The organism is Luteimonas sp. YGD11-2, assembly GCF_004118975.1.
Classification (GTDB): domain Bacteria; phylum Pseudomonadota; class Gammaproteobacteria; order Xanthomonadales; family Xanthomonadaceae; genus Luteimonas; species Luteimonas muca.
Genome location: NZ_CP035376.1, coordinates 1,642,458 through 1,655,056, shown reverse-complemented (window position 1 = coordinate 1,655,056; position 12,599 = coordinate 1,642,458). Strand labels below are relative to the sequence as shown.

The window sequence follows — 12,599 nt, the reverse complement described above, 5'->3', positions numbered from 1 at the left end:
ATGTAATACATTACGAAATAGCTGGGAGACAGTCATGGCGCGAAGCGGGCTCTACAAATCCGATGTGCAGCGGGCCCGCGATGCCTTGCTGACGCAGGGCAAGCACCCCTCGGTCGATGCGGTGCGGGTGGCGCTGGGCAACACCGGCTCGAAGACCACGATCCACCGTTACCTCAAGGAGCTGGAGGAAGAGGACGGCCAAAGCGTGGGCGCCACGGTCGCGGTCAGCGAGGCGCTGCAGGATCTGGTCGGCCGGCTCGCCGCCCGCCTGCACGAGGAAGCAGAGGCTGCGATCGCCGAGGCGCGGCAGCGGTTCGAGGGCCAACTGCAGGAGCGCAGCGCGGCGCTGGAGCAGCAGCGGCAGGAAGCCTCTGCACTAAGTGCGCAGCTGCAACGCACCGAAATGGCTTTGAAGACCGAGACGGCGGCGCACGCCTCGACCCGGCAGGCGTTGGCCGAAGCTACGGTCACGATCGGGCAGTTGGAGGAACGGGTCGCCGGGCTGACCACGCGTGTGGCCGAGCACGAAGCCCACGCCCGCTCGCTGGAGGAGAAGCACCAACACGCGCGCGAGGCGCTGGAGCATTACCGGACGTCGGTGCGGGAGCAGCGCGAGCAGGAGCAACGTCGGCACGACCAGCAGCTGCAGGAGCTGCAGGTCGCACTGCGCCAGGCCAACGAGACGCTGACCGCCAAGAATCACGAGCTGCTGCAGCTCAACCGCGACGCCGGGCGGCTGCTCGAACTCAACGGACGGCTGGAGCAGGACCTGCGCCAGTCCCGCGAAGCCGCTGCAGGGCAGCAGCAGGAGCTGGACGGATTGCGACTGGTGGCCGCCGAACACACTGCCCTGCAGGCACGCTGGGCAGACGACACCCGTCGGCTGGACGCGCTGCAAAGCGGACTGGCCGATGCGCGCGACGCGCTGGACCGGGAGCGCACCCAACGACAGCAAGCCGAGTCCGAGGCCGCACGGATCAGCGCCCGCTTGGAAGCGACCCAAGAGCTGCTGGAGCGCTTCAGCCCCGCATCGGGGTTCAGCCGAGATACGAGTAAAAATGGCCCATAGAATCCAATTTATTTTTGGGGCTGTCCTAGATAAGAGATCGATCTAGGATGGCAAATAGCGCTAAGTCGTTGTCGTATCGGTAAAAAGCAGCAGCTCAGACTGCTGGAGCTGTTCGTGGGACAAGTGACCAGAATCAGTAGAAATCCTGCAGGCGGGCCCAGAACACGAACCGGTCGGTCAGCGCTTCGGGAAAGTCGAAGGTAACGCCGTAGCACCAATAGCTCTCAGCAGTCCTACGAAACAGACGAACACGCCCAACCCGGCGCTTGGCGCTCACGGCCGGATCGACGGGTGGATCTGCGGCAGGTTGCTGTTGTGCCTTCCAATCGTTGATCCATGCCTGGAAGCGCGCCTATCTGTCAGCAAACCGAGATGGCGTGGCTGAAGTGAATGGCTAGCTGTGTAGCGCCCAATTGTCGACGGCCATTGCCGCCTCCTTGAGCGCTTCGGGCAAGGTGGGATGGGCATGGCAACTGCGAGCGATGTCCTCCGCCGAGCCGCGGAACTCCATGGCCACCACCGCTTCATGGATTAGCGAGCCGGCCTCGGGGCCGATGATGTGCACGCCCAAGACCCGATCAGTCGTGGCATCGGCGAGTACCTTCACGAAGCCGTCGGTCTGGGCCTTGGCGCGGGCACGGCTGTTGGCGCTGAACGGAAAGCGGCCGACCTTGTAACTCATGCCGATCGCCTTGAGCCCGTCTTCGGTCTGACCCACGGAGGCGACTTCAGGTGCCGTGTAGACGACTGCCGGAATGGCGTCGTAGTTGACGTGCCCCGGCAATCCGGCCAGTTGTTCGGCCAAGGCGACGCCTTCTTCGGTGGCTTTGTGCGCCAGCATGGGGCCGCCGATCACGTCACCAATGGCGTAAATGCCGTCCACGTTCGTGCGCCAGTGTTCGTCCACCTGGATATAGCCCTTTCGATCCCGGGTGACGCCGATGGCGTCCAGTCCAAGGCCCTCGGTATACGGCCGCCGTCCGATCGAGACCAGCACGTAGTCGGCCCGAATCTCCTCACTCGGGCCGCCTTGGGCCGGTTCGACTGTCAAGACGACTTCATCGTCTACGCTTCGCGCGGCTGTTACCTTCTGCGAAAGCCGGAATACGAAGCCCTGCTCCTCCAGCACCTTGTGCAGGGCTTGAGAAAGCTCAGTGTCCATTCCCGAAGTGATGCGGTCGAGATACTCGATCACGGTGACGTTTGCCCCCAAGCGTCTCCAGACTGATCCCAGCTCCAGACCGACATAACCCGCGCCGATCACCACGAGGTGCTTGGGCACCTCCGGCAAGGCCAATGCGCCTGTGGAAGAGACGATGCGCGTTTCATCGATCGGCACGTCCGGCAAGATCGCACTGTCGGAGCCGGTAGCGATGACAATGGAGGAAGCAGTCAGCGTCCGCTGCTGACCTGCCTCGTCGAGCACAGTCACTTGGCCAGGTGCGGTGACCGATCCGGTCCCGACCAGGCGCATGATCTTGTGCTTGCGCATGAGAAAGTCAATTCCGTTACCCAGCCCTGACACTACGTTGTCCTTATGCGCCATTAGCTGCGGTAGGTTCAGCCGCAGGCCCTCGAACTCGACACCATGCTCGGCGAACTCGGTGCGGGCGGCGATAAAGCGCTCGGAGGATTCGAGCAAGGCCTTGGAGGGAATACAACCGATGTTGAGGCAGGTGCCACCCAGGCGCTTGCGGCTCTCGATGCATGCAACGCGCAACCCAAGCTGGGCGGCGCGTATGGCGGCTGGATAGCCGCCTGGCCCCCCGCCGATGATGATGACATCGTAGTGATCGCTCATGCTCGCTCCCTGGGTCTATGTGTGGGTGTTGCGTGACGCGCGCGTTGGTCCGAATACGCCGTGCAACGCCATCGCGATCGCGCCGACCACGATGGCCGAATCGCTGAGGTTGAACGCCGGCCAGTAGTAATCGCGCCAGTGCCATTGGATGAAGTCGACCACGTGGCCGCGCAGCGCTCGGTCGATAACATTGCTCAGCGCCCCCCCGATCACGAGCGCGTAGGGCAACGCAACCTTGTAGGCGGAGCGCGGCGTCTGGTACAGCCAGTAGGCCAGGAGCCCGCTGATACCCAACGCCAGAATGCCAAACGCAACCTGCTGCCAGCCGCCAGCATCGCTGAGGAAGCTGAAAGCCGCGCCGGTGTTGTAGCTGCGGTACCAGTTCCACACACCCTCGATTACCGGTACCGCGGTGTACTCGGGCAGCGTCGCCAGCACCCAGTACTTGCTGGCCTGATCCAGCGCAATCACCAGCGCGGAGACCGTCAACCAGATGAGGCCGTTGGGGATTTGAGTGGTGTACTTGCCTTTAGTGTTCATCCGGGCCCTCGTCGACGGCAGGTTGCTTGTTCCATGTGGCGCCCAACAGCACCGGCACCTGTCGGAATAGTCGCGCGCCAGCAGAAGCACCGCGAGCCCGAGGTAGATCCACGCCATCGTGGTGAGCACGGCGATCTCTCGTGTCGGTGTGGCTTGGTAGAAGAACCGACAGGTGGTAGAGACCGGCACGTTCGATCACCCGCACGACACGCTCCGCCAGCGATGGACGGACGAAGGCGACAATCATCTTCATGGCTTGCACTCCCGATGTGCACGAGCGGCAGGACGCAGCCAGCCAGAGCCCGCTGCGTCCTGTGCAGTCGTCCCCGATATCAACTGGCGTCGTTGATGGGAATCGACTGCTCGATGGGGCTGACGTAGATCCAGCCGGCATCCGGCTTGCCGGCAGCCTAGCGGGCATCCTGCCGCGGCTCAAGCCGCGAACGTGGTGGCGAACAGTGCAATACCCACCCAGACTTTCGTCTTCATCGAACGTCCTCCAATTTGGACAGCCGAATGGCCGTGATGAGGTTGAACCTGGTCGTGAGGTCAGTCAACGTCTTCTTCATTCCACAGTAAGTTCAGCCTGTTAGGTCACTTTCGGCCGTTTTTTACACGAATCCCTGCCGACCCTCATCATGTCGGTGGAGATGCGATGGTCGACCGGGGTCGCGCCGATGCTCCAGAAGCGGTACCTGCGGCTCCGGCGTGTCGGCTCCGGCAGCAGCGGCCGGTGTGGCAGCACGCCCCACGCGGCGGTGCACAGCACCCTGTCCTCCGCCACCCTGCCGATGTCGCGGATATGGTCGGACTGGAACGCGAGCACCCGCAGCTCGGTCAGGTCATGGGCGCTGCAGCGTTCGGTGCGCAGGCGCAGGCTGCCGTTGAGGGCATGGTTCGACTGCGTGGCCAGCACGCGCGTGGCATCGAGCAACCGCTCGACGTGGCGTTCGAGCCGGTGGCGGTCGCCCTGCACCCATGCGGCATGCGCGAGCAGCATCGTCAGCAGGATCGAACCGGCCACGATGGCGGCCGCCAGCAGTCCGGAACGGGTGAGCGAGTGCGCGGGCGTGACCCGGATCCGGTGCAACCTGCCGATCTCCGTTCGTGGATGCCAGTCCCGCGATGTCGCGGGGACTGCATCGTTAACGGCCGTGCACGGGCAGGCTTGAGGTCGACGGACGACCGCGCCCTGCCCCGGTCAATCGGACGGACCACGCTCCTCGCGCGGGCGCACCTTGCGGTCGGACAGCAGGGCCGACACCACCAGTGTCACCCCCAGCGCGCCCGCCACCACGAACATCACCAGCGCGAATGCCGGATAGCCGAACAGCGTGAACGTCGTGCGGATCTGCGCAAGCATCGCCGCGCCCACGATCAGCGCCGCGGTGATGATGCCCGTCGAGATGCGGTTGGCGATCTTCTGCAGGCTCTCCATCAGGTGCGATTCTTCGAGCCCGCCCAGCTGCACGCGCAGCTTGTTGTCGGCCACCAGCGACAGGATGTCGGCGACCTTGCGCGGTGCGCCGCGCAGCAGCTGCTGCGTCTCCAGGGCCTCCATGCCCAGCCGCCGCGGCGACAGCGACGACTGCAGGCGCTTGCGCAGGATCTGGTAGGCGTGCTTCTCCACCGCCTGCTTGACGTCGAGCTCGGGCTCGAGCGCGTTGCAGACCGACTCAAGATTCAGCATGGTCTTGCCGAGCAGCGTGGTCGCCGGCGGCATCCGCAGCCGGCAGTCGCTGCCGATCCGCGCCAGTTCGAGCAGCAGCCGGCCCTCCGACAGCCCCAGCCGCTCCGAACGCACCGCGTAGCGGGCCACCAGCTGCGACACCTCGTGCACGTAGCGTGCCTCGTCGAAGTTCTCGAGCCTGGAGCTGATCGCGATCGATTCCGCGGCGACGTCCTCGCCACGGCCGTCGACCGCCGCCAGCACCAGCTTCAGCAGGCGCTCGCGCTGGCGCGGGGGCACGTGGGCGACCATGCCGAAGTCCAGCAGCGCCAGGCGCTGGTCGTGCAGCACCAGCACGTTGCCGGGATGCGGGTCGGCGTGGATCTCGCCATGCACGAACACCTGGTCGAGATAGCCCTTGAGCAGCGCGCGGGCGAGGCTTCCGTAGTCGTTCTCGGTGCGCAGCAGGCCGCTGATGTCGGTGACCCTGGTGCCGGGCGCGTATTCCATGGTCAGCACGCGCAGCGAGGTGTAGTCCCACACCGGCGCCGGCACGAACAGCTCCGGATAGACCGACAGCCGTTCGCGGAAGCGGTCGAGACTCTCGGCCTCGTCGAGGTAGTCCAGTTCCGCCAGCAGGGCCCGCTGCATCTCGCCGACGATGTCGACGAAGCGCATGCGCTGGCCGATCGAGGTGAAGCGGTCCGCGCCGCGGGCGAAACGGTCGAGCACGGCGAGGTCGGCGTGGATCAGGTCCTCGACGCCCGGGCGCTGGATCTTGACCGCGACCTCGCGCCCGTCGTGCAGGGTGGCGCGGTGGACCTGTGCCAGCGATGCCGCGCCGAGCGGCTCCTCGTCGAAATACGCGAACGCCTTCGACAGGCGCACGCCCAGCGCGTCCTCGAGGATCGGCTGCAGCTCGGCGAACGCGACCGGGTGCACGTCGTCCTGCATGCGCTTGAGCGCATCCAGGTACACCGGTGCCAGCAGGTCGGTGCGGGTGGACAGCGCCTGCCCGATCTTGACGAAGGTCGGCCCGAGCGCTTCGAGGTCGTCGACGAACTCCTCCGCCTTGCGCACGTCCTCCGGGCGCACACGCGTCATGCCGACGTTGCCGAACACGCCCGCGCGGTAATACTTCAGCGCGAAGCGCATGATCCGCGAGGACCGGTCGAATGCGCCGGGCTTTTCGGTTGCCGCCATGGTGCCTCCCCTGCTCTACCCGTCTGTGGCCAGACGGCCAGGACGCGAGGGTGGCAGCGCTTTTGTGAACAGGACGTGCCGGCTCAGCGCGCCTGGCGCCAGAACTCCCGCACCATCGGGCTCGATCGCGGCCAGTCCCCGGGACGATCGCGTTCCCACAGGCGGCGGATCAGTGGTTCGACCTCGTGCCAGGTACGGTCGGGGTGCAGGTCGCGTGCTTCCCGGGCGTACAGCGCACCGAGCTGCGCGCGGGGGATGGGATACAGCCGCCGGCTTCGGGTGACCATGGGACACCTCCATGTAAGCGATTTTTTCCCGCAACCCGAGTATGGCCCGCGTACCGGGCAAGGGGCGACCGCTCGTCGAATCGCGCCGGCGATGCCGAACGGTTCAGTCCGGACGCAATCCGTCAGCCGGTCCGGCTGCCGTCGCCCTCGCCAGGAGGCCCTTCGTCCAGCGAATCGCCGCGCGCCTGTGCGCGAGCGGCCCGCAGGCGGTCGAGCTTCTCGCCGAGCTTCATCTCCAGCCCGCGTGGGACCGGCCGGTAATAGATGCGCTCGCCCATCGCGTCGGGAAAGCCGGTCTGGTCGAGCGCGATGCCGCCTTCGGCGTCGTGGTCGTACTGGTAGCCGCGGCCGTAACCGAGCTGCTTCATCAGCCGCGTCGGCGCATTGCGGATATGGATGGGCACGTCCTGGGTGCCATGCTCGCGCACGTCGGCGCGCGCCTGGTTCCAGGCCATGTAGGCGGCATTCGATTTCGCGGTGCTCGCCAGGTACAGGGTCAACTGCGCGAAGGCGAGCTCGCCTTCGGGGCTGCCGAGCCGGTCGTAGGTGTCCCAGGCATCGATCGCCATCTGCAGCGCGCGCGGGTCCGCCAGCCCGATGTCCTCCACCGCCATCCGCGTCAGCCGGCGCGCCAGATAGGCCGGGTCGCAGCCGCCGTCGAGCATCCGCGCCAGCCAGTAGAGCGCGGCATCGGGATTGCTGCTTCGCACGCATTTGTGCAGCGCCGAGATCTGGTCGTAGAACTGCTCGCCGCCCTTGTCGAAGCGGCGGGTGCGGTCGGCCAGCACCTGCAGCAGGGTCTGCGCGGTGATGTGGCCGCCCTCGTCCTGGGCGAGCTCGGCGGCGATTTCGAGCAGCGTGAGTGCACGACGCACGTCGCCGTCGGCGGCCACGGCGATCTCGTGGAGCGCTGCGTCCTCGATGCGGATGTCCTGCCCGCCGAGCCCGCGGACGCCGTCCTCGAGCGCACGTCGCAGCGCATCCTCGATGTCGGCCGCCGACACCGCCTCCAGCACATGCACGCGGCAGCGCGACAGCAACGCCGAGTTCAGTTCGAAGGACGGGTTCTCGGTGGTGGCACCGACGAACACGATGCTGCCGCGCTCGATATGCGGCAGGAATGCATCCTGCTGCGCCTTGTTGAAGCGGTGCACCTCGTCGACGAACAGCACCGTGCGGCGGCCATCGTTGAAGCGCTGGGTGGCCTCGGCCAGTACCTGGCGCACCTCGGGCAGGCCGGACAGCACCGCCGACACCGCGCGGAACTCCGCATCCGCATAGCGCGCCAGCAGCAGTGCGAGCGTGGTCTTGCCGCACCCGGGCGGCCCCCACAGGATCATCGAATGCACGCGCCCCGACTCGACGGCACGACGCAACGCCGACCCCGGCGCGAGCAGCCGCCGCTGGCCGACCATTTCATCTAGCGTGCCTGGCCGCATGCGTTCGGCCAGCGGGCGCAGCGCCTCGTTGTCGGCGCTCAGCAGGTCGGGACCACGTGGAGCGGAGGGTTTCCTGGACACGCGGCCATTCTACCGGCGAGCTGCTCGGCGCAACGCGTGTGGGCTGCGGTGCGTGCGTCAGGCCGGGTGGCCGGAGGCGCGCGCATGGCCTACTCGCCGATGACGTCGACGCCCGCTGGCGGCGTATAGCGGAACGTATCCGCGGCGAAACGCGGGTTCTTGCGCCAGCCGCTGAAGGCGATCTCGGTGCGCTGGCCGAGCGCGTCGACCACTTCCATCCGTACCAGCGCACCGGCATCGAAACCGAGGCGGGCGGACTGGAAGCTGGCGTCCTGGTCGCGCTTGGGCGTCAGCGTCATCCAGTGCAGGCCGTCTGCCGGCGCGGCCTCCTCGCTGACGTCGAAGTCGCGGTCCAGACGTCCCGGTTCCACCAGCGCGGCCAAGGGGCTGTTCTGTTCCTCCGGGCCCTGCGGGCGCACGGTCACCTGTTCCAGATCCGGGTCGAACACCCAGACGCGGCGGCCATCGGCCACGATCAACTGCGGATACGGCTTCACGTACTCCCAGCGGAACAGGCGCGGCGCCGACAGCGCGACACGGCCGCTGGAACTCTCCTTCACCCGGCCGTTGCCATCGAACACGCGCTGGTTGAACTGACCGTCCAGGCCCTTGAGGTCGCGGGTGAAGGTCTGCAGCGCATCACGGGCACCGGCGAACGCGCCGAGCGGCAGCAGCGAGGTGGCAAGGGCGGCGGCAAGCAGGAGGCGGCGCATGGTCGGATCCCCGATTCGTTGGTTGCGGTGAAGTTTGAATGCGAGTTGCTGAACGTGCGGGCGGTGGCCCAAGCGTCTGCCGCGGGCGTGCTACCTGGGCGGCGGCGGCGCCAGTACCGAGCGGTCGCCGTTGTGCTCCGGTGGGCTGACCACGCCCGCGGCTTCCATCGCCTCCACCAGCCGCGCGGCGCGGTTGTAGCCGATCTTGAGCCGGCGCTGCACGCCGGAGATCGACGCACGCCGCGTCTCGGTGACGATCTTGACCGCTTCGTCGTACAGCGGATCACCCTCGTCCCCTGCCCCGCCGCCGCTCTCGGGCAGACCGGTGGCGCCGACCACCACACCGTCGCCCATCGTCTGCACCTCGTCGAGCACGCCCTCGATGTACTCGGCCCTGCCGGACTGCTTGAGGTGTTCGACCACGCGATGCACTTCCTCGTCGCTGACGAATGCGCCGTGGACGCGCTCGGGCAGCGCGGTGCCCGGCGGCAGGTAGAGCATGTCGCCGTTGCCCAGCAGCGCTTCCGCGCCGGACTGGTCGAGGATGGTGCGGGAATCGATCTTGGAGCTGACCTGGAACGCGATGCGGGTCGGGATATTGGCCTTGATCAGGCCGGTGATCACGTCCACCGATGGCCGCTGGGTGGCGAGGATCAGATGGATGCCGGCCGCGCGTGCCTTCTGCGCGAGACGCGCGATCAGTTCTTCGACCTTCTTGCCGACGATCATCATCATGTCGGCGAATTCGTCGATGAAGATCACGATGTACGGCAGCGGCTCCAGCGGCTGGGCAACCTCGTCGATCTCCGGGTTCGGCTTGAACAGCGGGTCCAGCAGCGGCTGTCCGGCGTCCTGCGCGTCCTTCACCTTCTTGTTGAAGCCGGCCAGGTTGCGCACGCCGACCGCGCTCATCAGCTTGTAGCGCCGCTCCATCTCCGCCACGCACCAGCGCAGGCCATTCGCGGCCTCCTTCATGTCGGTGACCACCGGCGCCAGCAGATGCGGAATGCCCTCGTAGACACTGAGCTCCAGCATCTTCGGGTCGATCATCAGCATCCGCAGGTCTTTTGGCGTGGCCTTGAACAGCAGGCTCAGCACCATCGCGTTGACCGCCACCGACTTGCCGGAACCGGTGGTGCCGGCCACCAGCAGGTGCGGCATGCGGGCAAGGTCGGCCACCGTCGAACGGCCGCTGATGTCCTTGCCCAGCGCCAGCGTCAGCGGGCTGGCGGACTTGTCGTATTCCTTCGAGCGCAGCAGCTCGGAGAGATAGATCATCTCGCGGCGGGTGTTGGGGATCTCCAGGCCGATCACCGACTTGCCGGGGATCACGTCGACCACGCGCACCGATTTCACCGACAGCCCGCGGGCGATGTCCTTGTCGAGCGAGCTGATCTGGCTGACCTTGATGCCGGGTGCCGGCTCCATCTCGAAGCGGGTGATGACCGGCCCGGGCTGGGCCTCCTTCACCTCGACATCGATGCGGAAGTCCTTGAGCTTGAACTCGATCTGCCGCGAGAGGGTCTCCAGCGTGTCCTCGTCGTAGCCGCGCGGTTGCGGCTTGGGATCGTCGAGCAGCGACAGCGGCGGCAGCCCGCTGGGGTCACCCCCGGCACCCTTGAACAGCGGAATCTGCTGCTCGCGCTTGGCGCGTTCGCTGCGCTCGACCACGGCAACTTCCGGCGCCGGCGGCTCGATGCGCACCGGCACCCGCTTGGCACGCTTCTCGGTGTCGGCCTTGCGCACTTCCTCCCGCTCTTCGCGCAGTTCGCGGGTCTTCTTCCATTCGCTGGCCTGGTGGCTGCCACGGCGCAGCAGCGCCGGCAGCTTCAGCACCGCGGCGCCGATCCGGTCCATCAGCCGGAACCACGACAGCCCGGTGGCCAGGGTCACCGAGACCAGCACCAGCGCCAGCAGGAACAGGTTGCCGCCGACCGGCCCGAAGCCGGCATACAGCGAGTTGCCGACCAGCCGGCCGAGGATGCCGCCACCACCGGCCGAGAGGTCGGCGACGTTCGGCATCCGCAGCGCCAGCAGGCCCGTGGCCGAGACCAGGAAGCCGACGATGCCGGCCAGGCGCAGCGCCGGACCGAGTTCGGCGCGCCCTTCGCCGGTCGCGTCCTGGCTGCTGCCGTCCATGCCGAACATCGCGATCCATGCGATCGCGCCCAGCATCAGCGGCAGCAGGTAGGCGATATAGCCGAACAGGTGCAGCAGCACGTCGGCGAGCCATGCGCCGACGGGACCGCCGACGTTGTGCAGCGGCTCGGTGACGCTGCCCGAGCGCGACCAGCCCGGGTCATCGGGCGAGAACGTCAACAGGCTGGCGAACAGATAGAGCAGCAGCGGCGCGATCAGGATCAAGGCGATGTCGCGCCACAGCCGCTGGCGACGCGGATTCGACGGTTCTGCCGCCGCGGTCGACCCGCGCGTGCGCTTCTTGCTGCTGCGTTCCTGGAGCGGGAGTGCCACCGTGCGTAGTTACCTGAGGTATGGCGTGCAGGGCATTGATCTTACGCCGGAAATTCCTGCCACGCACGCGTGTCCGCAAGGCCCCCGGTCGCGCCGGGGGCCGCGTGGCTCAGAGCGACATGCCCTTGAGCGCCGGGTGCACCAGCTGGCCGCCCTCGACATTGATGCCGCGCACCAGCGCGGCGTCGTCGCGCCAGTTTGGCGAGGAGGCGAGCTTGTTGACCCATGGCAGGATCGTCGCGCAGATCGCCTGCGAGCTGGTCTGCGGCACCGCGCCCGGCATGTTGGTCACGCAGAAGTGGGTCACGCCCTCCTCCACGTAGGTCGGCTCCTTCCAGGTGGTCGGGCGCGAGGTCTCGAAGCAGCCGCCCTGGTCGATGGCGATGTCGACCAGCACGCTGCCCGGTTCCATGCCGGCGATCATCTCGCGGGTGGCCACGTGCGGCGCCTTGGCGCCGGTGACCAGCACCGCGCCGATGACGAGGTCCGCATTGGACAGCTCGCGGGCGACGACGTCGCGGTACGGGTACAGCGCGGTGACGTTGTTGCCCAGGCGCATCATCTCGTCCATGCGGTCCTGGCGCATCTCGAACACCACGACGTTGGCACCGGCCGCGGCCGCCAGTGCGGCGGATGCGCCGCCGGCCTTGCCGGCGCCGAACACGATCACCTTGCCGCGCTCGGTCGACGGCATGCCGCCCAGCAGCTTGCCCTTGCCACCTTCCGGCTGGTGCAGCAGGTGGGTGCCGACCTGCACGCCGATCTTGCCCGCGACCACCGACATTGGAGCCAGCAGCGGCAGGTCGCCGTTGGGCATCTCGACCGTTTCGAACGCCACGCCGGTCAGGCCGATGTCGAGCAGCCGGCGCGTCAGCACCGGCTCGGCGGCCAGGTGCAGGTAGCAGAACAGCAGATGGTCACGACGCAGGTGCGCGAGGTCGCCTTCGATCGGCTCCTTGACCTTGACGATCATTTCGCCCTTCTCGTACAGCGCTGCTGCATCCGGTGCGATCTTCACGCCCAGGCGGGCGTAGTCGTCGTCGCTGAAGCGCGATTTCTCGCCGGCTCCGGCTTCGATCCAGACCTCATGTCCGCGGCTGACCAGGTCGCCGGCGGCGGCCGGCACCAGCGCCACGCGGCCTTCGAGGGTCTTGGTTTCCTTCGGCACGCCAATGCGCATTGCAACTTCTCCACGTGTTGACCGGCCCTGCCGGTCGGCTATTACGAAAAACCCGCACCGTGTGGAGTGCGGGCGGTTGCTGCGGGCTCGCACGGGTGTGCGCGGGCCGCGTATCGGGATGGAGCGTTCCGGGCTGCCGGCACGT

At 67.1% G+C, this 12,599-nt stretch carries 12 protein-coding genes; 1 reads left to right on the top strand and 11 read right to left on the bottom strand.

Features of this window, described 5'->3' with window-relative positions:
- The first annotated feature begins 34 nt into the window (after positions 1-34).
- Positions 35-1,069, top strand: a complete 1,035-nt coding sequence (locus ERL55_RS07525) for a DNA-binding protein (RefSeq protein WP_129135881.1) — start codon at positions 35-37, stop codon at positions 1,067-1,069.
- Positions 1,070-1,202: 133 nt separating this feature from the next.
- On the opposite strand, the gene ERL55_RS14910 is transcribed toward ERL55_RS07525, so the two are convergent.
- The 11 genes from ERL55_RS14910 to ERL55_RS07480 form a co-directional block, all read right to left on the bottom strand.
- Complete coding sequence (locus ERL55_RS14910; protein ID WP_164972142.1) at positions 1,203-1,346, bottom strand: hypothetical protein; 144 nt, start codon at positions 1,344-1,346, stop codon at positions 1,203-1,205.
- 117 nt (positions 1,347-1,463) lie between these two features.
- A complete protein-coding gene (gene lpdA, locus ERL55_RS07520) occupies positions 1,464-2,870 on the bottom strand; it encodes a dihydrolipoyl dehydrogenase (RefSeq protein ID WP_129135880.1) in 1,407 nt (468 codons plus the stop codon).
- 15 nt (positions 2,871-2,885) lie between these two features.
- Complete coding sequence (lspA, locus tag ERL55_RS07515; RefSeq protein WP_129137260.1) at positions 2,886-3,410, bottom strand: signal peptidase II; 525 nt, start codon at positions 3,408-3,410, stop codon at positions 2,886-2,888.
- Positions 3,400-3,663: a hypothetical protein gene (locus ERL55_RS15055; protein WP_206733289.1), complete on the bottom strand. Its 264-nt coding sequence runs from the start codon at positions 3,661-3,663 to the stop codon at positions 3,400-3,402. The genes lspA and ERL55_RS15055 overlap by 11 nt, the downstream gene beginning before the upstream one ends.
- 336 nt (positions 3,664-3,999) lie before the next feature.
- Positions 4,000-4,500 (bottom strand): CSS-motif domain-containing protein, encoded by a 501-nt coding sequence (locus ERL55_RS07510; protein ID WP_129135879.1) that lies wholly within the window; start codon positions 4,498-4,500, stop codon positions 4,000-4,002.
- Positions 4,501-4,611: 111 nt separating this feature from the next.
- On the bottom strand, positions 4,612-6,282 hold the full coding sequence (locus ERL55_RS07505; protein WP_129135878.1) for an AarF/UbiB family protein: 1,671 nt from the start codon (positions 6,280-6,282) through the stop codon (positions 4,612-4,614).
- Positions 6,283-6,365: 83 nt separating this feature from the next.
- Entirely contained in the window at positions 6,366-6,569 is a 204-nt protein-coding gene (locus tag ERL55_RS07500; RefSeq protein ID WP_129135877.1) for a hypothetical protein, read from the bottom strand.
- 122 nt (positions 6,570-6,691) lie between these two features.
- Positions 6,692-8,008, bottom strand: a complete 1,317-nt coding sequence (locus tag ERL55_RS07495; RefSeq protein ID WP_129137259.1) for a replication-associated recombination protein A — start codon at positions 8,006-8,008, stop codon at positions 6,692-6,694.
- Between the two features lie 170 nt (positions 8,009-8,178).
- On the bottom strand, positions 8,179-8,802 hold the full coding sequence (gene lolA, locus ERL55_RS07490) for an outer membrane lipoprotein chaperone LolA (RefSeq protein WP_129135876.1): 624 nt from the start codon (positions 8,800-8,802) through the stop codon (positions 8,179-8,181).
- A 90-nt stretch (positions 8,803-8,892) separates the two neighbouring features.
- A complete protein-coding gene (locus tag ERL55_RS07485) occupies positions 8,893-11,274 on the bottom strand; it encodes a DNA translocase FtsK (protein ID WP_129135875.1) in 2,382 nt (793 codons plus the stop codon).
- Positions 11,275-11,383: 109 nt separating this feature from the next.
- A complete protein-coding gene (locus ERL55_RS07480; RefSeq protein WP_129135874.1) occupies positions 11,384-12,454 on the bottom strand; it encodes an alanine dehydrogenase in 1,071 nt (356 codons plus the stop codon).
- Positions 12,455-12,599 lie beyond the last annotated feature (145 nt).

Coding starts and splice junctions, on each gene's coding strand:
- ERL55_RS07500 (WP_129135877.1), bottom strand. CDS start 6,569: ATGGTCACCCGAAGCCGGCGGCTGTATCCCATCCCCCGCGCGCAGCTC.
- ERL55_RS07505 (WP_129135878.1), bottom strand. CDS start 6,282: ATGGCGGCAACCGAAAAGCCCGGCGCATTCGACCGGTCCTCGCGGATC.
- ERL55_RS15055 (WP_206733289.1), bottom strand. CDS start 3,663: ATGAAGATGATTGTCGCCTTCGTCCGTCCATCGCTGGCGGAGCGTGTC.
- lpdA (WP_129135880.1), bottom strand. CDS start 2,870: ATGAGCGATCACTACGATGTCATCATCATCGGCGGGGGGCCAGGCGGC.
- ERL55_RS07480 (WP_129135874.1), bottom strand. CDS start 12,454: ATGCGCATTGGCGTGCCGAAGGAAACCAAGACCCTCGAAGGCCGCGTG.
- ERL55_RS07495 (WP_129137259.1), bottom strand. CDS start 8,008: ATGCGGCCAGGCACGCTAGATGAAATGGTCGGCCAGCGGCGGCTGCTC.
- ERL55_RS07525 (WP_129135881.1), top strand. CDS start 35: ATGGCGCGAAGCGGGCTCTACAAATCCGATGTGCAGCGGGCCCGCGAT.
- lspA (WP_129137260.1), bottom strand. CDS start 3,410: ATGAACACTAAAGGCAAGTACACCACTCAAATCCCCAACGGCCTCATC.
- lolA (WP_129135876.1), bottom strand. CDS start 8,802: ATGCGCCGCCTCCTGCTTGCCGCCGCCCTTGCCACCTCGCTGCTGCCG.